General features: G+C 57.0%; 24 protein-coding genes. 14 read left to right on the top strand and 10 right to left on the bottom strand.

Translation table 11 applies throughout. The annotated features are described in order from the left end of the window. The first annotated feature begins 85 nt into the window (after positions 1 to 85). The 9 genes from OKW37_RS06060 (at position 86) to OKW37_RS06020 (ending at position 8,112) form a co-directional block, all read left to right on the top strand. Positions 86 to 478, top strand: coding sequence for a hypothetical protein (locus tag OKW37_RS06060; RefSeq protein ID WP_429407522.1), 393 nt, complete (start codon positions 86 to 88; stop codon positions 476 to 478). Positions 479 to 580: 102 nt separating this feature from the next. Further along, positions 581 to 955, top strand: coding sequence for a winged helix-turn-helix domain-containing protein (locus tag OKW37_RS06055; RefSeq protein ID WP_429407524.1), 375 nt, complete (start codon positions 581 to 583; stop codon positions 953 to 955). A 224-nt stretch (positions 956 to 1,179) separates the two neighbouring features. Beyond that, a complete protein-coding gene (locus OKW37_RS06050) occupies positions 1,180 to 1,725 on the top strand; it encodes a glycine zipper 2TM domain-containing protein (RefSeq protein ID WP_429407526.1) in 546 nt (181 codons plus the stop codon). Between the two features lie 14 nt (positions 1,726 to 1,739). Beyond that, complete coding sequence (locus OKW37_RS06045) at positions 1,740 to 2,300, top strand: DUF5384 family protein (RefSeq protein WP_429407528.1); 561 nt, start codon at positions 1,740 to 1,742, stop codon at positions 2,298 to 2,300. 116 nt (positions 2,301 to 2,416) lie between these two features. Next, positions 2,417 to 2,779: a hypothetical protein gene (locus tag OKW37_RS06040; protein WP_429407530.1), complete on the top strand. Its 363-nt coding sequence runs from the start codon at positions 2,417 to 2,419 to the stop codon at positions 2,777 to 2,779. Further along, a complete protein-coding gene (locus OKW37_RS06035; RefSeq protein ID WP_429407532.1) occupies positions 2,776 to 3,366 on the top strand; it encodes a hypothetical protein in 591 nt (196 codons plus the stop codon). Before OKW37_RS06040 ends, OKW37_RS06035 begins: the two co-directional genes overlap by 4 nt. A gap of 106 nt (positions 3,367 to 3,472) precedes the next feature. Continuing rightward, positions 3,473 to 3,964, top strand: coding sequence for a hypothetical protein (locus OKW37_RS06030; protein WP_429407534.1), 492 nt, complete (start codon positions 3,473 to 3,475; stop codon positions 3,962 to 3,964). Positions 3,965 to 4,300: 336 nt separating this feature from the next. Continuing rightward, positions 4,301 to 6,733, top strand: coding sequence for an acyltransferase family protein (locus OKW37_RS06025; protein WP_429407536.1), 2,433 nt, complete (start codon positions 4,301 to 4,303; stop codon positions 6,731 to 6,733). 248 nt (positions 6,734 to 6,981) lie between these two features. After that, entirely contained in the window at positions 6,982 to 8,112 is a 1,131-nt protein-coding gene (locus OKW37_RS06020) for a GDSL-type esterase/lipase family protein (RefSeq protein ID WP_429407538.1), read from the top strand. 195 nt (positions 8,113 to 8,307) lie between these two features. Here OKW37_RS06020 and OKW37_RS06015 read toward each other — a convergent pair whose 3' ends face one another. Beyond that, on the bottom strand, positions 8,308 to 8,928 hold the full coding sequence (locus OKW37_RS06015; RefSeq protein ID WP_429407540.1) for a hypothetical protein: 621 nt from the start codon (positions 8,926 to 8,928) through the stop codon (positions 8,308 to 8,310). 108 nt (positions 8,929 to 9,036) lie between these two features. On the opposite strand from OKW37_RS06015, the gene OKW37_RS06010 reads away from it, so the two are divergent. Then, positions 9,037 to 9,384: a winged helix-turn-helix domain-containing protein gene (locus OKW37_RS06010; RefSeq protein WP_429407542.1), complete on the top strand. Its 348-nt coding sequence runs from the start codon at positions 9,037 to 9,039 to the stop codon at positions 9,382 to 9,384. Between the two features lie 68 nt (positions 9,385 to 9,452). Here OKW37_RS06010 and OKW37_RS06005 read toward each other — a convergent pair whose 3' ends face one another. The 3 genes from OKW37_RS06005 to OKW37_RS05995 form a co-directional block, all read right to left on the bottom strand. Then, a complete protein-coding gene (locus OKW37_RS06005; RefSeq protein WP_429407544.1) occupies positions 9,453 to 10,580 on the bottom strand; it encodes a porin in 1,128 nt (375 codons plus the stop codon). Positions 10,581 to 10,747: 167 nt separating this feature from the next. Then, on the bottom strand, positions 10,748 to 11,314 hold the full coding sequence (locus OKW37_RS06000) for a tyrosine-type recombinase/integrase (RefSeq protein WP_429407546.1): 567 nt from the start codon (positions 11,312 to 11,314) through the stop codon (positions 10,748 to 10,750). 1,077 nt (positions 11,315 to 12,391) lie between these two features. Continuing rightward, a complete protein-coding gene (locus tag OKW37_RS05995; RefSeq protein WP_429407548.1) occupies positions 12,392 to 13,522 on the bottom strand; it encodes a DUF4268 domain-containing protein in 1,131 nt (376 codons plus the stop codon). A gap of 296 nt (positions 13,523 to 13,818) precedes the next feature. Between OKW37_RS05995 and OKW37_RS05990 the strand changes: the two genes are divergently transcribed. Beyond that, a complete protein-coding gene (locus OKW37_RS05990) occupies positions 13,819 to 14,004 on the top strand; it encodes a hypothetical protein (RefSeq protein WP_429407550.1) in 186 nt (61 codons plus the stop codon). A 146-nt stretch (positions 14,005 to 14,150) separates the two neighbouring features. Here the strand turns inward: OKW37_RS05990 and OKW37_RS05985 are convergent, their stop codons facing one another. Both OKW37_RS05985 and OKW37_RS05980 read right to left on the bottom strand, forming a co-directional pair. Further along, positions 14,151 to 15,137, bottom strand: a complete 987-nt coding sequence (locus tag OKW37_RS05985) for a tyrosine-type recombinase/integrase (protein WP_429407551.1) — start codon at positions 15,135 to 15,137, stop codon at positions 14,151 to 14,153. 171 nt (positions 15,138 to 15,308) lie between these two features. Beyond that, a complete protein-coding gene (locus tag OKW37_RS05980; RefSeq protein WP_260321299.1) occupies positions 15,309 to 16,079 on the bottom strand; it encodes a hypothetical protein in 771 nt (256 codons plus the stop codon). Positions 16,080 to 17,154: 1,075 nt separating this feature from the next. On the opposite strand from OKW37_RS05980, the gene OKW37_RS05975 reads away from it, so the two are divergent. Then, positions 17,155 to 17,502, top strand: coding sequence for a winged helix-turn-helix domain-containing protein (locus OKW37_RS05975; protein WP_184062495.1), 348 nt, complete (start codon positions 17,155 to 17,157; stop codon positions 17,500 to 17,502). A 492-nt stretch (positions 17,503 to 17,994) separates the two neighbouring features. On the opposite strand, the gene coaD is transcribed toward OKW37_RS05975, so the two are convergent. Next, entirely contained in the window at positions 17,995 to 18,504 is a 510-nt protein-coding gene (gene coaD / locus OKW37_RS05970) for a pantetheine-phosphate adenylyltransferase (protein WP_062125937.1), read from the bottom strand. 100 nt (positions 18,505 to 18,604) lie between these two features. Next, entirely contained in the window at positions 18,605 to 19,219 is a 615-nt protein-coding gene (gene rsmD / locus OKW37_RS05965) for a 16S rRNA (guanine(966)-N(2))-methyltransferase RsmD (protein WP_429407553.1), read from the bottom strand. A 250-nt stretch (positions 19,220 to 19,469) separates the two neighbouring features. On the opposite strand from rsmD, the gene ftsY reads away from it, so the two are divergent. Beyond that, positions 19,470 to 20,621, top strand: coding sequence for a signal recognition particle-docking protein FtsY (ftsY, locus tag OKW37_RS05960; RefSeq protein WP_429407555.1), 1,152 nt, complete (start codon positions 19,470 to 19,472; stop codon positions 20,619 to 20,621). 105 nt (positions 20,622 to 20,726) lie between these two features. Here ftsY and maiA read toward each other — a convergent pair whose 3' ends face one another. Both maiA and OKW37_RS05950 read right to left on the bottom strand, forming a co-directional pair. Beyond that, complete coding sequence (maiA, locus tag OKW37_RS05955) at positions 20,727 to 21,371, bottom strand: maleylacetoacetate isomerase (protein ID WP_184062501.1); 645 nt, start codon at positions 21,369 to 21,371, stop codon at positions 20,727 to 20,729. Between the two features lie 34 nt (positions 21,372 to 21,405). Then, positions 21,406 to 22,104, bottom strand: a complete 699-nt coding sequence (locus tag OKW37_RS05950; RefSeq protein WP_090802924.1) for a fumarylacetoacetate hydrolase family protein — start codon at positions 22,102 to 22,104, stop codon at positions 21,406 to 21,408. 222 nt (positions 22,105 to 22,326) lie between these two features. On the opposite strand from OKW37_RS05950, the gene ybiB reads away from it, so the two are divergent. Beyond that, on the top strand, positions 22,327 to 23,298 hold the full coding sequence (ybiB, locus tag OKW37_RS05945; protein ID WP_429407558.1) for a DNA-binding protein YbiB: 972 nt from the start codon (positions 22,327 to 22,329) through the stop codon (positions 23,296 to 23,298). The last annotated feature ends 168 nt before the right edge of the window (positions 23,299 to 23,466 follow it).

The raw sequence follows: 23,466 nt of genomic DNA, 5'->3' as shown, positions 1-23,466 counted from the left end.
AGATGTCTATCCGTGGCCGAACAACCATCGGTCATTTTGAAGATTGCACCGTAATCAATAGCATTAGATGATCAGGATAATCACCATGAAGAAAGTATTTCTGGCACTCGCATTCGCAATGCCTCTGACAGCGCACGCGCAAGTAACACCTTATGCTGTCGAGGGCGACTTTGCAGGGAGAGGCGATGGCAGCGACATGTCTTTGCGGACCATCACCGCCGATAGTGACAAAGGACTGGTCGTCGCTCATGCAGAGGTAGGTGCTCAAGGTTGCGCCGGCGATTTCGTGGGCATTGGGCAGTTGAAAGGCAACGGCCTGCGACTCAGCCCATTTGTGAAGGACTCCGACACTGCTTCCTGCGTTGTCACAGTGAGTTTTGACAAAACAGGGAAGAAGGCAAAAGTGTCAGAGGACGGCTGCATGTCTTTCCACGGTGCAGCTTGTGGCTTCGACGGTCAGGTAACCAAGAAGCGCTGATCGCACACCAGAAAATGTTGGCCTTGATTTTTGGTCGCTACGGACAAGGCCAGCCTTTCGCCCCCTTGTGTGCCTCACACCGCCCTTCTGAACATGTAAGCGATGAAACGCCCTGCCGATACATATATTCGCTTTCTGGAGTTGAGCGAAGGATCGCTCGGATTGCCCGCACTTGACGCACTCGAAGCGCGCATACTGGAATTCGTCGCACGTGCTAGCCTTGGCAAAGAGAGACTATCAGTTCGTGACCTAATGTCGCGATCCGAGTTTGGTTCGCCAGCTACCGTTCACGCCCGTATATCGTCTATGCGAAAAAAGGGATTCGTTATGCTCAGCATGACGGAGGACGCGCGCCGCAAGCAGATCGAACTTACGCCAGCTGCGCTGCATCACTTCGATAAGCTTGGCGAGGCTTTCGCCATAGCTACAAGGGAGCCCGACCATTGCTCAGTTGCCGGTCTAACTGACAATTCATAGGGCTGCCGCAAGTCCGATTAGCGGACTCGGCGCGGTCGACCACCCTCCGTGGGGGCTTAGCCGCCAGCACAGACCGCCCAAAATTTTTTGTCGTTGATCCTAAAGTAGAACGGCGGCCAGCCGATAACCCCCAGTAGGGGCCTTTCGACCATATCGATATGTTTTTTATATCGATATGCAACGTTAAGGGCGGCCCCGCACATATCGAACAACGTGAGAACACTATGAACGCAACTCTGAAGTCGTCCACTTTTGCGCTTGCATGCGCTGCGACACTTGCACTGCTCGCCGGTTGCCAAGCGACAGGGGAACAATATTCCGCGAGCACCTATACGACGGCGCAATTGAACTCCCGGCAAGAGGTCAAGACGGTCGAGATCATCGCGATTCTGCCGGCGAAGGTTCAGGTCGATAACGCGCAAGGCAAGCAGGCAGCGCAAATCGTCGGTGGCCTTCTTGGTGCCATTGCCGGTGGCGCCGCAGCCACCGCTGCTACCCACGGCGGCCACGCGATCAAGCAACAGAATGCGATCCTCGGTGTGGCCGGCGGAGCGGCAGCAGGCGCTGCCGCCGGCTCCCTTGTTTCTGACAAGGTTCTTGTGGATGGGGTGCAACTGACCTATAAGGACGCGGGGAAGGTCTTCAGCTCGACGCAGGTCGGTAAAGCCTGCGAATTCACGCAAGGCATTGCCGAAGTGGTTTCCACCGGTCCCAACGAAACGCGCGTCCAGCCTAACGCAGCGTGCCCAACCACGACGGCGGCAAAATGAAAAGAGTGACGGCAATGACGGTTCTCGCGGGAAGCGTCGCCTTCGCGCTTGTATTGCCCGCTCGCTCTCAACCGACCTTGACCTCGCAGTTAGGCGCCGTGAATGCGGCGGTCACCGAGCAGAATGCTCGTGAGGCCGCGCAGCAAGCTGCCGCACAAGCAGAACTGCAACGCGAGCAAGAGGCCCAAGCGCGCGAGCGTGACCGCGAAGAACGCGCGGCCGAGGCCGAACAACGGCGACGCGATGCAATCGCGGCAGCCGACCATTCAGCGGCGCAGGCGCGTCTGAAGGCAGCCGCTACCGCACGAGCCGCGCGGCAATCGAAAGATGAGGCGTACGCAGACCAGATGCGCGACATCGACTTGCAGCAGCGCAGTCTCCAGTTGCAGGCCCAGCAAACGCGCGTGAACCGCGAGAACGATGTCATCAACGCCGAATTGGCACGCGACAAGGCGCGGACGGACGTGATCCAGTCGAAGGCCGATTCAAACCGCAACGTTTCGGAGGGCGCCAAGTCCCTGATGCAGGATACCGGGACGGCGAAGGTGAAAGATGCGTCTCGCTGGTTCAAATAAAAAATGCTCAAGAAGCACCGCGACGCTTAACAGTTTTGCGAGCGGACGGGAGCTCGAACAGCGAGTCATTTCACTAATTCTGCCCCCTTTACGCCGGATAAAAAAATAGACCTAAAATGTTCAAAAATCTACGCAATTCTCTACTCTCGGCCTGGATGATCGCTTGTTGCGGTTCGGCTGTCGCAGCCGCTTCGATCCCGAGGCAGTTTCAAGGCGTCTGGACGCCATCAGCCGCAGAATGTAAAACCTATAAGCAGGATGGAGTCACAGACCAGGGCTTTAACGTCAGCGCAACCGGATATCAACAATACGAAACCGGTTGCGACCTTAAAAAAGTCATTCGCGCTGACCGTGTTTCTTTCATCGGAGACTTCACATGCAACGTGGAAGGCAACACATCTACCGGGACGGATACATTCGTCCTGTCAAATGGCGCGCTTCACGTCAATGATTCTGAAACGCTTCGGCGCTGCAAGTGACCAACCAAAGAAAAAATATCGGGTATTTGCTGCGCTTTGCGGATGCGCAGCATCGGCTCGTCCTACCAAAAAGCAGGCCAGGTCTCGCATTTTTAAAAATCGTGAATCAACTCAAAAAACTCGCACTTGTGACGGCCTTCTCGTCTGCAGCGCTATCTACCGCATTGTCCGTTCATGCTGAAGGCTCTCAGGTGGTTGATATCAAGAAAGCTCGCCAAGCCGTTACTCGTGAAACACGCTCAAATCGGGTTGCCGTCAACTGGAAGGGAAGCAAGGTGGCGACAGGGGAAATGGCAGGTATCGGACAAGTCACGGTAATGTCATTTGGCGTTGAACCGACCGATGGAGGCAACTGGTGGGCAGACTCCTTCGAAGTATTCTGGGCGACCGGCCACTCGAATCAAATCGGTACGAAGGGCATCCAGCAGATGTCCTTCAAGGACGGACTGCTTTACGTTAAAAGTCTCGAACTGGGCGACGACGACGCCCAATGTTGCCCGGCTACGATTGAATTGACTGCGTATCGCGCCGATAACGGCAAACTCGTTGCCGTAAGCAGCAAGGTCGTGAGACAACAACATTCCTGACGGACAGCGCAACCTGTAATGCGATCGGCTGACCATAGTCAGCCGGTATATCGTGCCCCGCCAGGCGCGCCGCTGCGAATAGTTACTTGAAATCTCGGAGTACAAGTTGCAATTTCTAGCTGGAATGTTTGGATTTTTGATTGGCCTGTACATTCTCTACTACCTGTTCAGCACCGCATTGAGCGCAGCAGGCTCACTCTGCGTCATTGCTGCCATCGCGCTTTTCATTCTAAAAAAGCGCGGTCGCATGAACTTCGCTTCCAAAGCACCAATTGTTCTGCTTATTTTCGGTGCGGTGCTGGTCCCCCTCGGTATAAAACATCGTCTCACGCTCGACGATGCAGAGGCACAGCAAGCTGCCAAGGCAGCAAAGCTCAGCCGTGAAAAGTCTGCCGCACTGGATGCGTTAATTCAGTCACGCTGCGGAGCCTATCCCTATGTTCCGAAGGAAATCCTAAATGTAGCGCACGCCACTCAGGACTATAACAACTCCGTGGGAGCCTACACAAATTCAGCGGATCACCTTGACGAGGCAATAGCCGAGCGAAAGCAGAAATATAGCGAGTGCGAAGATCGCGTGCGAAAGGAAAATGATTAAATTTCCATAAATGGCGCGATCGCTTGTTAGCTCTTAGCCAGCCAATAAAACATGCAATGTCTTACGATTGAGGAAAGATCCGGCATATCCAATAAAAAATAAGAGCAACAGATTCATTGAGTGGCCTCAGTGTCGGCAGCAACCACCGATATCGCCCCCCCAGATTCGAACCGTGGTCCGTCTGAGACATGGTGGGCAAAGCGAACATGGGACTTGTGCGCGCTTCGTGCTCACATCACGTCGATGTGTGCGGAAGGGCGGGCTGCAGCTTACCGACGTCGCGATGCATCCAGTTGATTCCGTATTCGAAACCAAAGCCCATGCATTGAGGGAAGTATGTCGTCATTTCCGGCAAGAGACCCTACCTTAAGACTACCTGGACTCGATGGCCTTCGCGCCATAGCTTTAATTGCAGTCATGCTATTTCATGCTGATATTACCTGGGCGCAAGGTGGATACCTTGGCGTCGATGTCTTCTTTGTTATTTCCGGGTTTATCATCACAAGCCTGTTAGTCAAGGATACTCAGGACGGAATTCACAGCACGTTATTTCAGTTTTACTGGCGTCGTGCAAAGCGACTGCTTCCGGCGTCGTACTTCATGGTTGCAGCAGTTGTGCTTGTAGCGGCGCTCGGTGCCGTTGATGCGCTTCCTCAACTGCGTGGCGATGCGACAGCTTCTCTCTTTTATGCGACGAACTGGGAGCTGATTTGGCACAAGACCTCCTACTTTGAGGCGATGGGGCGGCCACCGTTGCTGCAGCATTTGTGGTCGCTGGCAATCGAAGAACAATTCTATGTCTTCTGGGCACCGATCGTCCTGATCAGTGCGCGTCGCCTCAGTCGCCGTGGAATAGCTGCGCTTGCCGCCTTGATGGCAGTTGCTTCTGTCACATGCATGGCGGTGAGCGCGATGAAAATCGGCTCCCTCGGAGAGACGGTTTCGTCGCGACTTTACTTTGGTACTGACACGCACGGCTTCCCGCTTCTCATTGGCGCAACGCTTGGCCTTTTGTGGAACCCCAGGCCCTCTCCCGATTCACCGAAGCAGTTGCGAGGCCGCATCGCTTGTGTGCTCGGGCTTGGCGCACTCGTGACAATGCTCTTTCTGTTCGGCCTGCTGGGCGAGCAGACTGCATGGCTTTATCCGTGGGGCTTCCTCCTGTCTGCATTGACTAGCGCACTACTGGTCCTCGGGGCGACTTGTCCAGGCTCACCTTTCGGGCGCTGGCTCGACACCCCTGCAATGCGCTGGACAGGAGAGCGTTCCTATGGAATGTATCTCTGGCATTGGCCAATTTTCATGCTGACCCGCCCTGGGATCGACGTGCAGAATCTTGGTACAACCGTCAATTTTTTGCTACGGATCGCGCTCACCGTCAGCATATCGGCGCTATCGTACGAGTATTTGGAAAAGCCTATTCGCCACGGCGCTATTGAGCGGCTCTGGCGTGATTTCTGTGCGCATGAAGTGCGCCTTCGGACGCAATTGCGTTTCGCGTCAATTGTCGTCACTTTATCGTTGATGGCCGGCGGAACCGGCACGATTCTGTATCTTGCACCAAGCAAGGCAATGCCGGCGCAGGACGTCCGCGACGCACTTGATGTCGATGCCAGCGCCCCGAGGATTCAGCTGGTGGCACTGTCCACACCAAGTAGAGCCCCTGAAAATCCAGTGACACCAGCGCAGCCGGCGATTCAATCTTTCAGCGGAAATGATTTGACGGCTGTTGGCGACTCCGTGCTTCTGGGATCAAGCAGGCTACTCAACGTAATGCTTCCGGGAACGGATGTTCACGCAACGGTAGGCTGGCAGGCGGCGAACGTTATCGCACAGATTAAGGAGCTTATCCATAGCAACCAGCTTCGCCCCGCGGTACTAATACACTTGGGCACGAACGGCTACGTAACCGAAGATCAATTGCGGAAGATTCTTTTTCTACTTTCTGACAGGAAGAGAGTTGTCCTGGTAAATACTCACGTGCCACGGCAATGGATGAACGCGAACAACGCCCTGTTTGACCGGGTCGCGCCGGAGTTCCCAAACCTCCGGCTGGCCAATTGGCGCGATGTATCTGAGGGCCAGCCTGGCTACTTCGTCTCGGACGGCGTTCATTTGACCGTTAAAGGTCAGCGAGCCTACATTGCTGAAATCATGCGAGCGGGACATTTCGTTCCCCAAGCAGTGACAGCTTCCAGTTCTTCACCCTTGGAGACCAAGGAAGCCCAATCAACAGCGGCAAGAGATCAATCGATCGCATTGGAACCTCTGCCCCATCCGATGGCACCCGACGCGTTTTGGGAGAAAATTGCGCGCTGCGAAACCGGGTTGAACTGGCAGCATAGCGGACGCTTTGCCGGTGGACTTGGCATCTATCTTGGAACCTGGGCCCAGTGGGGTGGCCGGGAGTTCGCGCCAACTCCCGCACAGGCAACCGCGCAAGATCAGATCGAAGTTGCCAATCGCATTTCGACTCAAGGTTGGAAGAGGCCGGATGGGAAAGTGGTGAAGCCCGTCGGGTTCCAAGGTTGGGGATGTCTTTCTGTTGTCGGTCGGCCACCTGCCGAGTCATTATTCACATACACGCCACAGAGTGTGATCTCGAAGCATTTTTATATCGGTGAGCGCGATGATGCCGTCCGGAACCTCGAAATACTGTTGGGCCTTTCACCAAACGGCCTGTACGACGCCTATGTCCGCTCGAAGCATCGAGCATATCTGAAGCAAAAGGGCTTACCGGAAATCCGGGCCGGTGCAGGCTCGCAATAACAGGAGAGATTCACAAAGTGCCATCATCCTTGCAATTCCACATAAGCAACATACTGAAATCCTGCCTTTTTGCACTAATGCTAACGGGGACGTCCTACGCACAAAACACCGTGAACTTCGTCTCAGGACAAGATACAGATAACTTCGCCTGTCCTGCCGCGTTGCCTCGGCCTATAAAGACAGTGCTCAAACAGTCTCCCCGGCTAGATCGTAGTTCACGGATACCAAGCAATTCCGAATTAGGCCTGTTGAGGAACACTGTCATTCGTAGTCAGCCGCTGATTGACCCACAGCTAATTCCTGGTTTCGCCATTCATGATGCGGAGAAAACTCGTCGTATCGCCTTTTGGGGTGACAGCCACATTGCTGCAGGTCCCTTCGCATCGACCATGATGGATTCACTACGCGCGCGGGGCCTGACCGTTGGCACACGTTATTTGCCGCCGACTATGGGCCGTGCAAACACGCGTCTGTCAGCGCTTCGTGACTATTGTATCGGCGACGGGTGGTCAACGCAGCTGTCGTACACTGCGACGGCACCGTTGCAAACCGGCCCGGGTCTGGCAGATCGTGTTGCAGAAGGTGGAATTGACAGCTACCTTTGGCTCGACCTCCGAAATGCCAACCTGCAGCCGACAATTCGCCAACTGCAGATCGTCTACCGCGCGCCTGGTGGCAGCACGCTTGATCTCTCCGTCAACAATGGCCCGAAACAACAGGCAATCCTAAGCGCGACGAACGAGAGCCAGACACTGACGATCAGCGCCGACGAGCCGATCTCGACCGTCAGGCTTCGCGTGGCGCAGGGCATATTTGTGTTGCACGGATTCATCTTGGACTATGAAGAACTGCCAAAAGTGACCTTTGATGTATTTGGCATACCGTCGTCGACGGCGCGCGGCTGGAGCAATTTAGATCCCGACTATCTCGCCCAAGCGCTTAATGGGGTGAATTACGATGCCGTGATACTCGAGTACGGTACCAACGAGGGGAATGCTCCACGATTTGATCGCAACCAGTACGCGTCAGCTTTGAAAATAGCCCTGACCAATCTGCGCCGAGTTTTCCCATCAGCATCTTGCGTTTTGGTCGGCCCTCCAGATCGGGGAGTACTGACAGGGCGTAATGGCAAGGTTCCAGACCTGCTTTTGTTCAGCAGGATCCATCAGCAGATTGAGGAAGTCCAGCAGCAGGTAGGCCGGCAATTCAATTGCGGTGCGTGGAACTGGCAGGATCTGATGGGCGGACCGGGGGGAAGCTATGGATGGGCACTCGCGGCGCCTTCACTCATGGGGACCGACCTGACTCATCTAAGTCCGGATGGTTACAGAAAGACAGGGCATGCACTTGCCTCGAGTCTGGGCTGGGACGAAAGGTGACTCCAAGACGCTGGACTCATTCACCACGATCAATAAATTTGACATGATCACACTTCTATACAAATAGAACGGCCAAGGGAACACGCGAAGGGCTATCCGTCGATAACCCCTTCGCACTGCTTCATGGCATCCAGCGACCAGCGGTCTGAGCGCCTGTATAGGCCACGGACGGCAAGTCGACCGCCTTACCGACCCTTAGCACGCCGACTGATTGTTATATGCGCTGTTCAACGCGAGCTGAATGCTGAACATGCGATGGGACATGCGGGAATCGCCTGGCTGTTTCGGCAACAAGGCCAGAATGCCCTTCATCACATACAGCATGATCAACGCGCCGGTCAAATCGCCCACGAACATCATGACGAAACTTTCACCAATGTTCCGCGTATTGCCTTGCAACGCGAACCACATGTGATGCAGCAGCGGATTCGCCACCGAGTACGCAACCGCCAGTACGAGCAATCGCTTCGGCGTGAGATTTGTCAACGACGCCTTGAGATCGTAGCGCTCCAGCGCAAGCCTATAAACCAGATAGGGCGCTAGTGAACCCAGAATGGCTCCCGCGATTGCGCGAACAGGGTCGTGCGGGAACCAATAGAAAAAGTCCATCAGTAGACCGCCAACCAAGAGGCCGGCGAACCCATCGACGCCAACCAGTAACGTACTGAGAAGCCGAACACCGGACGGCAGGAAAATCCAGTTTATGCCTCGAACGAAAGACGTGTGAGTGAACACCTCCTGGTTGATCCACAGCGACACCAAAAAGGCGATCACTGTGGCCGTGATCGACCAGAAATGCAAACGTAAGCTAGACATTGCGGTAAACTACCTTTCCATGTTTATGACCGAGCGAATCATAACGCGCCCGCATGTCCTACCGCGAGCGCCTGTCTTCAACAGCCCATCCTCAACAGTTCGTAAGCAATGACACGTCCTGCTGATATCTACCTGCGATTCCTGCAACTGACAGAGGCGTTGCGTGGTTTGCCTACGCTTGCCGCGCTCGATCCGCTCGAAGAGCGGATACTTGAGTTTGTTGCTCGCGCAACACAGACCAAGAACCGGCTGTCAGTACGGGACATGATGGCGCAAGGCGAGCTGGGGTCGCCTGCCACATTACACGCCCGAATCACATCGATGCGAGAAAAGGGCTGGTTGCAGCTCACCGATACGGAAGACGCTCGTCGCAAGCAAATCGAACTCACGCCTGCCGCGCTCAAACATTTTGACAAGCTTGCCGACGCATTCGCAAAGGCTGCAAAAGGAGCCTGACTTTCCCACAACTGTTGTTGTAACCGGCCAGGTCCGACAATCGGACTTGTCTTCGTATGCATCAGCGGTCAGAAGAAATTTCGCAGGCCAATTGCGACACCTGTCTGGTTGCTGCGACCCGGCAACTCCACCGCCGCCGCTCCGCTGACCTTGTTGAAATCGACCGTGCCATACACCTCGGTGCGTTTCGACAGCAAATATTCAGCTAAAGCGACGACTGTGTAGCGATTACCACTCGCTAGCGTACCGCCGGCCGTCGTCGCATTTCGCATGTGATCGTAGTAAACCGCGCCGGTAAGCAAGATCCGAGCGCTCACCTGCCACGATACGCCAGCAAACGGACCGTCATCGATGCGATCCGTATTCTTCAACTGCCCGATGTCTGGAATCGGCTGCTCCGCCAGCAGCGTATCGACAAGGCCGGTATTGTCCTGCGAATGCATATACCCGAGATAGAGCTTCGCCTGGGCGATGACGTACCTGATATCTGCGTGATAAAGCGTCTGCTTGTTGTTCGAGTTGTCGCTGACCTGCTGTAGACCGGCACCGATGCTGAGCGGACCATGTGCATACGACGCGAGGAACCCGAACATATTGCCGGCTCCCATATGACCCGGAGCCTGCCCGGAGAAACCGTCTGCACCGCTCGACTCATAGTTATTGCCGAACGAGTAGATCGCGCCGATGTACAGGCCACCGAACTGGCCGACGTACTTGATCGAGTTATCAACGGTAAGCCCCGCACCAAGTGCGTAAGGCAACCACGAATTTTCTGGATAGTTGGCGTAAGTCAGCGGGTCGTACGTGAAGACCAGTTGATTAAACAGCGGTGTTGTCTGACGGCCCAACGTCAACGTACCGAAGTCGCCGGATAAGCCAACATCCGCCGTACTGTCGAAAAGTCGCCCGATATCGCCAAGGCTACCGTTCTGCGGATTGATATTGCTTTCCAACTGGAAGACGGCTTTCAGCCCACCTCCAAGGTCTTCCGCCCCTTGCAGCCCAACGTGACTATTGATGACAGCGCCGTTAGCCATGAACAGCCGACTGTCGTTCTGTGCATCAGCATTCGTCAGATAACGGATGCTCAAATCCGTCATGCCGTACAGCGTCACCGAACTCTGTGCCGAAACATGCTGGCAAGCCAGAGCCAATGTAAGGCCGCTAACGGCGGCAGCGATTCCCGTGCTTCTCAAGCGAATTCCCGATATTTTCGACGACAAGTCTACTGACGAACCATGTATATCGGCAATCTCGTAGCGAACTTGAGCATGTCGGCCAAACGGATAAGTCCGACTATCGAACTTGCCGTAGGCAAGCTCATATCAACCCGTGCTGCACATCTCGATTAAATCGAGATGCTTCAAACCAGATCCACCGCTGCACGCTGCATCTCGTCGTTCACGTCAATGTATCGCTGCGTCGTCGAGATGTCCCGATGCCCCGCAAGCGCCATCAGCACTCGAACACCCACGCCCTTGCTTGCCAGAGTCGTGATAAACGAGCGTCGGCCAGAGTGGCTGCTCGCCCCGTCGATGCCAACTTCTTTGTACAGCCAGTGGAAGTGCTGACACAAGGTATTAGCTGAAAAGCCGTCGCGCTTCTGCGTAGCGAACAGCGGTTTGTCGGTTGACCGACATTTCAGTGTCGCAACATACGCCATCAGTTCCTTGCGAAGCCTCTGACCGACAAACACCGTTCGCGCATGCCGACCTTTCGTCTGTTCTGCAAGCAAGCGGATTTCGGATTTAATCGAGTTGTCGGCGTTCAGTACGTCGCCGATTCGCAAGGCAGCGACCTCGCCTACACGCATACCGGCCCAATGAGTCAGCAGCAGCATTGCCCGATTGCGCGCCGCGTGCCGGTTCAATGAAATGTAGGTCAGTACCTGCTTCAGTTCCTTTTCGGTCAAAGTTTTGGCCTGCTTCATGTGCTGATCTCCGAAATCAATGAATTCCACACGCCATAGGGTGTATTCTTTGGTTACGGTAATCAACAAATAATCGACAAGGCTTGATCTTCATAAGAAACAAGAGCTTATGTAAAAACTAAAGCTTTTAGCAAAAAGCTTTGCTTTCTCAACGCGGCCCGATCTGGACGTCTTGCGTCGAGACCAGCATCTCGCAACCCAACAACTGACGCATCCCAATTCAGCGAAGCAACTCCAGGTCTACGGATCACGTGGACGAACCATCGAATATCCATCACAAGAATATTGATCCATCTGACGGTGTGCACTAGACTCGACACAGGAACATAAATACTCTTGAATTAAAAGACTAGGTTAATTCGAGTCACAGATTTCAAGCTTGGCAAACATCGGTTTGGCAATCATGGGAAGCGCAGCAACGCTCGCTAGTCTCGACGCTGTTAGCGCTCTCCCTCCTACTACATACAACTACAAACGCAGTAATACACAGCAGTTCTCGCAAGCGAACACGGTTCCCCGAAACTGCTAGGTAGGTCATAGCAAGAGATGAGACCGGAAGGACATATGGTCGGTAATAGTATTGCTTTAGTCGGAAACGACTTGAAGACTGCCGGATTCTATAGCTATCTGGAAACAACGGTCAGGACGAGGATGGGGTTAGCGACGTGAAGGTTGTTGCTAACTTGCTGGTAAAGCTATAGCGGTACAGATTAGGGTTGCGTAGTCCCTATGAGAACGAAAGAAGGGGGGTCCAGGATCAAACACTCATATTTCCGAGTGAACTCCGAAGGGGTTTTAGAAAAACTTTATCTAAATTTTCTTAACCAATGATTTCCGTTACACCGCAAACTAATGCAGCCTTGCTGCTTCACAAGTTCAGCAGCAATGCGGCATTTAGTTCTCGCACCTGGCTTGCAAGCAAGACCAGCTGCTTACGAACTAAATGTCTTTCACTAGTAAAGCACGTAGTTACACAGAAGATGGCGTAGCGCAAGCAAGCCAGATGGTGTAACGAAGTACGTCGATCGGGATGAGCGCTAGCGAAGACGTAGCGACGTACTACATTACTCAAAGAAGTTACCCGAAATAGCTTTCCTGAAGGACCGTTCGCAACTGCGGGATGAGCGGTTGGAAGGTTTTTTCAAGCCTCCGCACATGGTCCACCAGCCACTCGATGATTGCCGGCCAGTTTTCCTTTACGTGTGCGTCGAATTGCTTCGCACATCCTATGATTGAGATTTTGTTGTCATCCATTCTCCGCCAATAGAGGGGCTCACCAAATTCCGCCTCTAACACATCCTTTTTCGAGTGCAGGAAGTCGAAGGCAGCCTTGTTTTCTTCCTTCACGCGGCCGAGGATGAACTCCGCCCGCGCCTCGCCCCTGTTGAAAATCATCGTGTACGCGACGTTCCCGAGTCCCGAGCCGGCATTGAGCCAATGATCGCGGCTTGGACTGGCGGAAGAATAGAGTGAGATGTTCGCTTCGCGAAGTGCCTCCAGCGTCATATGCCAGAATTCGTTGCGCAACTCGTAGCGGTATGCCTTGCCACGTTCGGAGCTTTGTTCCTCGACTTCTTTATCAGCGATTCCGATCATCAACTCTTCGGCCTCGGGAAGTGGAATTACCTGCTCTACATTCACGAACAGCTGATCTTGATGAGTGAACAGCGTCGCCTTGAAACACTTCAGCAGAATCCGGTGCTTTAGAAGCCATAACGCAGTCGATGTGACTTCTTTCCGAAACTGCGCTGCGACCATAAAGATCCGCTGATCGTTTCCGGGGTTTAACACCACATCAGCAAAATCTTCTTCTTTGAGAAACTCGCAGATCGTCCTCCTTGCGTCCCGGGTTTCGCCGCGACCGTTAAGGTATTCTTGGAAAATATCCGCAATCTGAGTTTTTGACAGCGTAGAGCAGTAAGACGCATATTTCAGCGATTGCCATACGACATCCCGTCCCGAGTCGTCACGCTTGTTTTCAATCACGACAAGCCCACCGTTGCGGTCAATCGCAAGCAGATCCAGACGTTCACGAGTATCGTCGAATCCGTCAAACTCCTTCTGGATGATCAATAAGTCTTCGCCGAGCGCGTCCGGTTTGTTCGCGAGCCACTCCTGCAGGTGATTACGCTCCCTCAACCCCCGTTCAGAAAACTTCACTTCCTCAAGCTTCACTATGCGATTGTTTGTCTGATCCACACGGTACATCTGTTCTCCGTAATCTATTGTCAGGTGTCTACTTCCGATCCCACGTTTTGGTTAGAGTAATTGACACATCGGTCCATGGGACATCAAGTTTTAGATATATTTTTGTTCCGCGCGTGATCATACCAATGATCTTGATGGAAGCCTCCCGCTTACGCGCATCAAAATGCAGCGTGTCGCGGCACCTGAAATCTTCCTGCTGCCTAACGGCCGCTTTCGGATGATTTGAAGGTCCGCCGAGGGTCGATCACGGTCTCCGGCCGCATAAATACCGGCATACAACGATGGAGACGATACTCATGAGATACCAAGAAATTCTGGCCCAGCCTAACCTGTACGAAATCGCAGACCTTGAGAAGCAGCGAATCGACGCGCAAAAGAAAGCGGCCAAGCGCCAGACGGTCGCTGCCAAGCGCGCCGACATCCAACATAAGATGCAGAAGCTGCAACAGCAACTGGCAAAGCTCAACGCTAAGCCAATTTAAATCCGATGGTCTCGCTGTCGCCCTTTGTTTTTTAATGGAAGGTCGGGGAGCGAGGCTTACACAGACAACAACTTCTCGCTTCATTTCCGTTGTTTACGCTGTACACGAACTCGTTCCGCGAACAACAAGCAGGTCCGGTTTCATTCTCAGCCGAGCTTTTGAGCAAGCTCCCTTGCTGATACGTGATAGTAGCGCTTCAACATCTGCACATTGGAATGTCCCGTCACCGACGCGAGTTCGATCACGTTCGGCAGTTTCTTTGCAAGATTGCTCGTTGCCATGTGCCGCAGATCGTGAAAGTGAAAGTCTTCGATTCCGGCACGTTTACATGCTCGCGGCCATGCACACAAAACCACGTTCTGACTTATCGGGATGACACGCTCGTCCACGCGGTCCAAACTTTCCAGAATTGCAATCGCTGCGCTACTCAACGGAACATAGCGGTCCTTGCCGTTTTTCGTCATCGGCAGATAGGCCGTGCGCTCTTCGAAATCAACGTGCTTCCATTGCAGTGACAGCAATTCGCCCTGTCGCATCGCCGTCTCAAGCGCAAGCTTTGCGAGCGGCACAAGCCATTTGCTCCGCAACTCGTGTCGCTCTGCATTCAGTTCATGCAACAGTCGCTCAAGCTCCGCTGGTTTTAACAAACGGTTTCGACCAGGCGGCAATCGCGGCTTTTTCACAAGCTTTGCCGGATTGTTGATGTTGAGCCCCCACTCGCGCTGCGCATGCGTGATCACGGCACTGATTGTCGCCAGCTCGCGACAGACGCTTGAGTTCGACGCTTCTTTGAGCCGTTGATCGCGATACTCGGCAAGTATGCTGGTCGTGAGATTGCGCATGCTGTACTCGGCAATCCTGTGCCGCATAATTTTGCCGATGCGGTATTCCTCACTTCGCCTACTGGACTTTGTCGGTGTGACCGACATTTTGTAACGCGCCAATACATTACAAAATGTAATGTCGGTTGTGCCGGCAGGATCGACCCACGTTCCGTCGTCCATTGATGCTTCGACTGAGCGAGCCCAAACTTGGCCCTCTGCTTTTGTCGAAAACGACTTGTATTGCGCTGGAAATCCCTTTCGGCTAATTTTTACTTGCCAACGGCCATTGCGTTGGCTGAAAGTTGCCATTTTTCCCTCTGAGTTGCAGTTGAGTTGCAAGAGGGTAATTTCTGGCAATTGGCAAAGCTAGAAGCCTTTAAGTACGGTTGGCACGAAAATTGCTTAGGATGGCCAATTGATGCACTCGTCGGTAATCATCAGGGCCATGCCGCCACCAACTTTGCTAGAGAAAACAATACATTATAGCTTTTTCGCCCCCGCACGGCCGTGCAATCCCACGCCAGGATCATGGACGGCTGCGCTTCTCGGCCAGGTAGCCTTCGTCGCAAACTGGTTGGCATATGCGCTGTTCAACGCCAACTGGATGCTGAACATGCCATTCGACACGCGGGAATTGCCGGGCTGTTTCGGCAACAAGGCCAGCAGTGCCTTCATCACGTACAGAATGATTAGCGCGCCGGCCAGATCACCCACAAACATCGTGAAGAAGCTTTCGAACCAGTTCTTCGTCGTACCGGCCAGCGCGAACCACAGGTGGTGAAACAGCGTATTTGCTCCCGAATAGGCGACAGCCAGAACAAGCAGCCGCTTCGGCGTCAGGTTCGTCAGCGATGCGCGCAGATCGAAATACTCGAGCGCAAACCTGTAGACCAGATACGGTGCCAGTGACCCAAGCAAAGCGCCTGCTATTGCACGCACCGGGTCATGCGGAAACCAGTACAGAAAGTCTGTAATCAGTCCGGCAAGCAGCAGGCCGAGTGCACCATCGAACCCAACCAGCAACGTGCTGAGAAGCCGAACACCAGACGGCAGGAAAATCCAGTTGACGCCTCGCACGAAAGACGTGTGCGTAAACACCTCCTGATTGATCCACAGCGACGCCAGGAACGCGATCAGGGTCCCAGCGATCGACCAAAAATGCAAACGTAAGCTAGACATTGCGGTGAGCCATCCTCGGTTGCTTTTGCCGAATGCATCATAGCGTGCCCGTATGGCGTTCCGCGAGCACAAGCAGCAGGCTTTCGGTCACAGATATCGTGACGCTCACGGAAAAAATTTCTCGAGGCCCTCAAGTTCTGCGCGACGCGACCGAAAACCCATGTATAGCTTTATGCCCGGCTCGACAAGCATGCAGAGCCGCGTCCATATTGATATGCTTTTTATAGCGATGAATCTGAGAGAACAGGCTGGAACGGAACGCGCTATCCGGACGAACCGGTGGCTATCGGCACGCCGACCAGTAGGCCGCCCGCCTGCTGCATGGCTCGCGTGCTATCCCGTCTTTCAAGATGCGTTGCTCGGCTGCGAAACAAGGTTGGGGGCGCTTCCTGACTTCGTCAGGCGCGCTGCTTTGGAAAGGCTGGGTGGCTCCAATTATTCGTGTGTGCCCACTTCAGTACTTGATGAAGTCCGCGCCTCTTACCTGGAACTTCGCAGCACATGCGTCGCAGAAGAAGTACGTCGATACCTGTCTGATACCGAGGACAGTCTGCTGGCGTCACACGAATCGTCGGACGCCCTTGAAACCCTGGCGGCGGGAATGCCGCGGATGCTGGTTCCGCCTGTCGCTCGCCCTCCGTGTCTGCTGAGTTCTGGCAACGGAATGTTTCTCGGGGGCTGGGCGCGGTTTGTTGCGTACTGGTGTCGGAAAGACCCAACGATTCCGCTACTCGCGGTAGATTGGCCGATCCTCTACGAGCACGTAGCGCCCTACAGCCTTCGCCACTTGATCGACGATCCTGGTTTTGCATCGACCGGTTGAATCCGCCTTCGGAAAGCAGCCAATCGTCCTCCAGCGACGGCTCGAGTTGATCACCCGCACGAACCTTGGCAACGCGCGACTGTATCGTTATAGTTTTTGTAACGGCCAAACCTGAGAGAAATGGTTCGCGTGGAACTCGATGTGCGTGAAGACCTCCTGGTTGATCCCGAGCGACAGCGCGAACGCGATGGCCGTGCCCGCGACCGGGAGCACACCCAAACGTAAGCTGGACATGGAGATAAAATAGAGAAGCCCGGTTGTCGCAGGGCATCAAGGTTCGCTTTCCGCGCTCGGGTGAGCGGCGTTTTCGTTGGAGCGATGGTCATGAGCCGCCCTGCTGATATCTATCTTCGATTTCTTCAATTGACCGAAGCACTGCGAGGTCTTCCCGCACTTCCCGCGCTCGATCCGCTCGAAGAAAAGATCCTGGAGTTCGTTGCTCGCATGAGGCAAAAGAACGAACGCCTGTCGGTTCGAGACATGATGGCCCAAAGTGCGCTGGGGTCGCCGGCTACCTTGCATGCCCGTATCACGTCAATGCGCGAAAAGGGCTGGCTCCTGCTCAACGACACCGAAGACGCTCGCCGCAAACAGGTCGAGCTGACGCCCGCGGCCCTCCGGCACTTCGACAAACTTGCCGAGGCGTTCACGAAAGCTGCGAAGGGAAGCTGACATTGTTCTGCTTCGGTTAAGCCGGCACTATCCGGTTAGGAAAAACTCCTCATTCCTCTTGCAATGCCCGTCTAGTTGCTCCGCTCCAGCAATTCCACGTATGCGGCACCTGTCACCCTGTTGAAATCCATCGTACCGTACTGGTGCGCTTCGTCAGTTCATACTCGGCGAATTGGACAAAGGTATATCGATTGCCCACGCCCGTGACGTTTTCCGGATAGGGTTCCGTAGGAACCTGACAAGCCGGCGTGACTATTGATGAACGCCCCGTTTGCGATGAAGAGACAATTCTTGTTCTTCGCATCATCATTGACATCGCAGCTTGCGCGAACCATCGAATACACCGATGCCCGTGCATAACGACAGGATTGACGTTCGCCGCCAATACGGCTCGCCAACATTACTTGGAACAGCCGACCGATGCACCTGGCGCCGATCACCGAGGCCTGGCCGGTCTTGATCCGTCAAAACCGGCATTCGCGCGACTCAGGCTCAGGTCCCCTGAGCGCCGTCCTGCGGATCCAGCGAAGCGACCTTCTCCTTCAGCCATTTTTCGACGGACGGGAACACGAACTTGCTGACGTCGCCGCCCAATTGCGCGATCTCGCGCACGATCGTGCCCGAGATGAACTGATACTGATCGGACGGCGTCATGAACATCGTCTCGACGTCGGGTAGCAGATAACGGTTCATGCCCGCCATCTGGAACTCGTACTCGAAGTCCGACACCGCGCGCAGCCCCCTGACGATCACCCGCGCGTTGTTGGTCCGCACGAAGTCCTTCAGCAGTCCCTTGAAGCTCATCACCTGGACGTTCGGATAGTGGCCAAGCACCTCATGCGCAATCGCGAGGCGCTCCTGGAGAGTGAAAAACGGCTTCTTGGCACGGCTGTCGGCCACACCCACCACCAGCGTGTCGAAAATGCTCGACGCGCGCCGAACGAGGTCTTCGTGACCGCGCGTCAGCGGGTCGAACGTGCCCGGGTACACGGCGACTACCATGAGACTTCTCCTCTCTTCAGACAAAAGGGCACGTCCGGGCGACGCATTTCGCACCGGCGCGGATGACGATAAACCGCCCGGCCCTTTTTTGGAACGCGCATTATTCCTTATTTTCGCGCTGCAGCAAATGAAAGTGCACAGCGCCCGCTTTGCCCTGCCGAACGAGTTCCCAGCCTGACAGCGGCTCGTGAGCGGCCGGTTCGAGCGCTTCGCCGGCCTCGACATAAAGATAGCCGCCGGCGCGCACGAGCGGCACGGCCACCGCGAGCGCCTTGCCGAGCAGGTCGGCATCGAACGGCGGATCGAGGAACACTACGTCGAATGAGCCTGGCGCGAGACTCGCCGCAAGACGCAGGCCGTCCGCCTCGGCGATTTCGATCATGCGTGCATCGAGCCGCTGCTGGTTTGCGCGCAACTGGCCGGCAGCGCGCGCATGACGCTCCACCATCAGCACGCGAGCGGCGCCGCGCGACGCGGCCTCGAAGCCGAGCGCCCCACTACCAGCAAACAGATCGAGGCAGTGCTGGCCGTCCAGACGCTGGCCGAGCCAGTTGAACAGCGTTTCGCGGACGCGGTCGGGCGTCGGGCGCAAGCCGTCCAGATCGAGCACGGGCAGCGGCGTGCGTTTCCAGTCGCCGCCGATGATGCGAATGGCATGCGGTTTGCCACTTTTGGACGAAGCGCCAGCGGCGCGTGAAGGTGCTAAACGAGGCATGCAGTATCGTGCAGTTTCAGCTAGGTGATGAACACGCCCGCGGCGTCGATGCGCGCGGGCCGGAGCGCTCACGTTACCACAGGGGTGGCGCGCGTCCAGCCTGGCCGAGCGGCCAATACGACGCGCCGCAGCACGCCTGATAAAATGTGCGGCTGCCAGCGCCCCGCCTTTTCGCATCCCGGCGCTGCCCACCGCTTCGCCGGTCCCGTGCCGGCTGCGCGCATCGGCGCACTCTCCCATACGTCAGATCATGTTCAGCTTTTTCAAACGATTCAAGGGCTCGAAAGAGTCCGATACCGCCGCAGACGAATCGCTAGCGGCGCAAGACGGCGCGGCACCCGAGGCCGAGGCCGCACCCGTTGCGCCCGCCGAACCCATCGAGCCTAACGCGCCCCCCGTTCCGCCTGCGGCCACGACCATCATCGAGCCGCAGCCCGAGCCGCCAGACGCTATGCTCGATACCGTTGAAATCGTCCCACCGCCCGTGCAGGACGCCGGCGCGAAGCGCTCGTGGCTCACGCGCCTGAAGAGCGGCCTCGCGAAAACCAGTTCGAACCTGACCGGCATTTTCGTCGGCACGAAGATCGACGAGGACTTGTACGAGGACCTCGAAACCGCGCTGCTGATGTCGGACGCCGGCGTCGAGGCGACCGAATTCCTGCTCGAAGCGCTGCGTGAGAAAGTGCGCAGCGAACGCCTGACGGCCCCCCAGCAGGTCAAAACCGCCTTGCGCACACTGCTCGTCGAATTGCTCAAGCCGCTCGAAAAATCGCTGATGCTCGGCCGCGCGCATCCGCTCGTGATGATGATTGCCGGCGTCAACGGCGCGGGCAAAACCACGAGCATCGGCAAGCTCGCGAAGCATCTGCAGAGCTTTGACCAATCGGTGCTGCTCGCCGCCGGCGACACGTTCCGCGCCGCCGCGCGCGAGCAACTCGCCGTGTGGGGCCAGCGCAACAACGTGACCGTGGTCGCGCAGGAAAGCGGCGACCCGGCCGCGGTGATCTTCGACGCGGTCGGCGCCGCGCGCGCGCGCAAGATCGACGTGATGATGGCCGACACGGCCGGCCGCCTGCCCACGCAACTGCATCTGATGGAAGAACTGCGCAAGGTGAAGCGCGTGATTGGCAAGGCGCAGGACGGCGCGCCGCACGAAGTGCTGCTCGTGATCGACGCGAACACCGGCCAGAACGCGCTCACACAGGTCAAGGCGTTCGACGACGCGCTCGGGCTCACCGGCCTGATCGTCACCAAGCTCGACGGCACCGCGAAGGGCGGCATCCTCGCGGCGATCGCGCGGCAGCGGCCGATTCCGGTGTATTTCATCGGCGTCGGCGAAAAGGTCGAGGACCTGCAGCCGTTCAGCGCGGAGGAGTTCTCGGACGCGCTACTGGGCGGCTGATCGCGTGATCGTTGCGGCGCTCGCGGCGAACCAAAGGAAAAGGGCACTCCGCGGAGCGCCCTTTTTTCGTTTCAAGCTACCGTCGACGTGTCAGCGATCCCGGGCTCACTCCGCGTCCGGCTGCACGCCCGGCGCCGCGCGCGCGAACGCATCGAGTTGCATCGCGTGATCGTAGATGCGCTGGATCGTCGGAAACTTTGCGGTGTCGACCTTGAAGCGCTGCGCGTTGAATACCTGCGGAATCAGGCACGCGTCGGCGAGTGTCGGTGCGTCGCCGAAACACAGTTTGCCGGTGCGCGCGTCGCCGGCAAGATGCGTCTCCAGCGTCGCGAAGCCCGCGTCGATCCAGTGCCGGTACCACGCGTCCTTCGCGTCGTCGTCGACTCGCAGCGTGTGCTTCAGATAGCGCAGCACGCGCAGATTGTTCAGGGGATGAATCTCGCACGCGACCTGCAGCGCCACCGAGCGCACATACGCGCGATCGAGCGGTGCCTTCGGTAGCAGCGGCGGCTCGGGATGCGTCTCCTCGAGATACTCGATGATCGCGAGCGACTGCGGCAGCAAATGACTGCCGTCGGCGAGCGTCGGCACGATGCAGTCGGGGTTGATCTTGCGATACGCGGGCTTCAGCTGCTCGCCGCCTTCGCGCACGAGGTGCACGGGTACGTAGTCGTACGACAGGTTCTTCACGTTCAGCGCGATGCGCACGCGATACGACGCCGAGCTACGGAAATAGCTGTAGAGCTTCATGTTGTCTGCCTCCTCCACCTGCACGCAAGCCGTCTCAGACGACGCGCACGCTGAACTCGCCGAGCCCGTCCACGCCGCCCTTCATCAGGTCACCCTTGACGACCGCGCCGACGCCTTCCGGCGTGCCGGTGAAAATCAGGTCGCCAGGCCGCAGTTCGAACAGCGTCGACAGATACGCGATCGTCTCGGCCACCGACCAGATCAGCTGCGACACATCCGCGCGCTGCTTGTCCTCGCCATTCACCGACAGCCAGATCTCGCCTTTGCCGATGTGACCGACCGTCGAAGCCGGATGGATCGGGCCGAGCGGCGCCGAGTGATCGAAGCCCTTGGCGGTATCCCACGGACGACCCATTTTCTTCGCTTCGCCTTGCAGGTCGCGGCGCGTCATGTCGAGACCGAGCGCGTAGCCGTAGACGTGATCGAGCGCGCGGTCGACGGGGATGTCTTTGCCGCCCTCGCCGATCGCCGCGACCATTTCCATTTCGAAATGGACGTTCCTGGTCTGCGACGGATACGGGAATTCGCCGGTCGTGCCCGGCGCGACGTACACGATCGCATCGGCCGGCTTCGTGAAGAAGAACGGCGGCTCGCGGTCCGGGTCGTGGCCCATTTCACGCGCGTGCGCCTCGTAATTGCGCCCCACGCAGTAGATGCGGCGCACCGCGAACTGCTCGCCCGACCCCACGACCGGCACCGCGACCTGCGGTGCCGGTGCAAATACGTAACTCATCCCGTTCTCCGTTTTCCGATGTGCGCCGCCGAGGCGGCGAGAAACATCGAGTGTAACCCGCGGCACGGCGCGGAGGCGTGTCAGGCGGCCCGTCGCGCGCCACTGCGTGCCCGCTTCGTTGCTGTTCGCCCGCTCGCCATAGATGCGATACTCACACCGAACTGTTCCCCGAATGGCGTAGCGAACCGCCAGGCGCGGCACGCCACCCGCCTCTTGCGCACGATGACCGACTCCACCGATACCACTTCTTCCTTCCCCTGGGCCCGATTCATCAAGGAAATCGGCCGCGGCCCGAATGGCGCCCGCGCGCTGACCGCCGACGACACGCGCTCGCTCTACACCGCGATGCTCGACGGCCGCGTCGACGATCTCGAACTCGGCGCGGTGCTGCTCGCGTATCGCGTGAAAGGCGAAACCGCCGACGAACTCGCCGCGATGCTGGCCGCCGCGCATACGTCGTTCGAGCCGGTGCGGCTGCCGCACGGCGCGTTTCGGCCGGTGTCGATTCCGTCGTACAACGGCGCGCGCAAGCAGCCGAACCTCGTGCCGCTGCTCGCGCTGCTGCTCGCCCGCGAAGGCGTGCCGGTGCTGGTACACGGCGTCACCGAGGATCTGGGTCGGGTGACGAGCGCGGAAATCTTCACACATCTGCGCATCGCCCATGCGCAGTCGCACGCGCAGATCGAAGCTGGACTTGCGGAGCGCCGCGTCGCGTTCGCCTCGATCGACGTCCTGGCGCCCAAGCTCGCGCGCCTGCTCGCGCTGCGCCGGCGCATGGGCGTGCGCAATTCGACGCATACGCTCGTGAAGCTGCTGCAGCCGTTCGCGCCCGCGGGATTGCGGCTCGTGAACTACACGCATCCGCCGTATCGCGACAGTCTCACTCAGCTGTTCGTCACGCATCCCGATGCGGCCGTCGGCGGTGCGCTGCTCGCGCGCGGCACCGAAGGCGAGGCGGTCGCCGATACGCGCCGCCAGGTGCAGGTCGACTGGCTGCATGACGGCATCTGCGAGACGCGGCTGCCGCACGAGCGCTCGTCGCCCGATGCGCCCGAAGTCGAGCTGCCCGAAGCGCGCGACGCGGCGACCACGGCCGCCTGGATCGACGCCGTGCTGCGCGGCGAAGCGCCGGTGCCTGGCGCGCTCGAGCGGCAGGTCGAGCTGATCGTCGATATCGCGAAGACGGCGGCCTGACGGCCGCGGGTTGACAGGCCAACGCACGCCGTCATACATTTGGCCTCATGCGTTCCCTTCCGAACACCCTCCGAATTATCTCCGGCCGCCTGGCGCGGCCCCTATCGCTACACCTGGCGTAAGTCTCGCGTAGCGCCGCGCGCTGGCAGCTCCGGTTGCCGTCGGCGG

It is taken from the genome of Paraburkholderia sp. MM5482-R2 (assembly GCF_050436125.1).
Classification (GTDB): Bacteria; Pseudomonadota; Gammaproteobacteria; order Burkholderiales; family Burkholderiaceae; genus Paraburkholderia; species Paraburkholderia tuberum.
Note: the sequence above shows the minus strand (reverse complement) of the source record. Positions and strands in the feature narration are given on the sequence as shown.

What these genes read in the sequence shown, in the direction of transcription:
- coaD (WP_062125937.1), bottom strand. Translation starts at nt 18,504, where the DNA reads ATGGTAGTCGCCGTGTACCCGGGCACGTTCGACCCGCTGACGCGCGGT.
- OKW37_RS06060 (WP_429407522.1), top strand. Translation starts at nt 86, where the DNA reads ATGAAGAAAGTATTTCTGGCACTCGCATTCGCAATGCCTCTGACAGCG.
- rsmD (WP_429407553.1), bottom strand. Translation starts at nt 19,219, where the DNA reads ATGCCTCGTTTAGCACCTTCACGCGCCGCTGGCGCTTCGTCCAAAAGT.
- OKW37_RS06015 (WP_429407540.1), bottom strand. Translation starts at nt 8,928, where the DNA reads ATGTCTAGCTTACGTTTGCATTTCTGGTCGATCACGGCCACAGTGATC.
- OKW37_RS06025 (WP_429407536.1), top strand. Translation starts at nt 4,301, where the DNA reads ATGTCGTCATTTCCGGCAAGAGACCCTACCTTAAGACTACCTGGACTC.
- OKW37_RS05995 (WP_429407548.1), bottom strand. Translation starts at nt 13,522, where the DNA reads ATGTACCGTGTGGATCAGACAAACAATCGCATAGTGAAGCTTGAGGAA.
- OKW37_RS06010 (WP_429407542.1), top strand. Translation starts at nt 9,037, where the DNA reads ATGACACGTCCTGCTGATATCTACCTGCGATTCCTGCAACTGACAGAG.
- OKW37_RS06040 (WP_429407530.1), top strand. Translation starts at nt 2,417, where the DNA reads ATGTTCAAAAATCTACGCAATTCTCTACTCTCGGCCTGGATGATCGCT.
- maiA (WP_184062501.1), bottom strand. Translation starts at nt 21,371, where the DNA reads ATGAAGCTCTACAGCTATTTCCGTAGCTCGGCGTCGTATCGCGTGCGC.
- OKW37_RS05975 (WP_184062495.1), top strand. Translation starts at nt 17,155, where the DNA reads ATGAGCCGCCCTGCTGATATCTATCTTCGATTTCTTCAATTGACCGAA.
- ftsY (WP_429407555.1), top strand. Translation starts at nt 19,470, where the DNA reads ATGTTCAGCTTTTTCAAACGATTCAAGGGCTCGAAAGAGTCCGATACC.
- OKW37_RS06045 (WP_429407528.1), top strand. Translation starts at nt 1,740, where the DNA reads ATGACGGTTCTCGCGGGAAGCGTCGCCTTCGCGCTTGTATTGCCCGCT.
- OKW37_RS05950 (WP_090802924.1), bottom strand. Translation starts at nt 22,104, where the DNA reads ATGAGTTACGTATTTGCACCGGCACCGCAGGTCGCGGTGCCGGTCGTG.
- OKW37_RS06000 (WP_429407546.1), bottom strand. Translation starts at nt 11,314, where the DNA reads ATGAAGCAGGCCAAAACTTTGACCGAAAAGGAACTGAAGCAGGTACTG.
- OKW37_RS05985 (WP_429407551.1), bottom strand. Translation starts at nt 15,137, where the DNA reads ATGGCAACTTTCAGCCAACGCAATGGCCGTTGGCAAGTAAAAATTAGC.
- OKW37_RS06050 (WP_429407526.1), top strand. Translation starts at nt 1,180, where the DNA reads ATGAACGCAACTCTGAAGTCGTCCACTTTTGCGCTTGCATGCGCTGCG.
- ybiB (WP_429407558.1), top strand. Translation starts at nt 22,327, where the DNA reads ATGACCGACTCCACCGATACCACTTCTTCCTTCCCCTGGGCCCGATTC.
- OKW37_RS05990 (WP_429407550.1), top strand. Translation starts at nt 13,819, where the DNA reads ATGAGATACCAAGAAATTCTGGCCCAGCCTAACCTGTACGAAATCGCA.
- OKW37_RS06055 (WP_429407524.1), top strand. Translation starts at nt 581, where the DNA reads ATGAAACGCCCTGCCGATACATATATTCGCTTTCTGGAGTTGAGCGAA.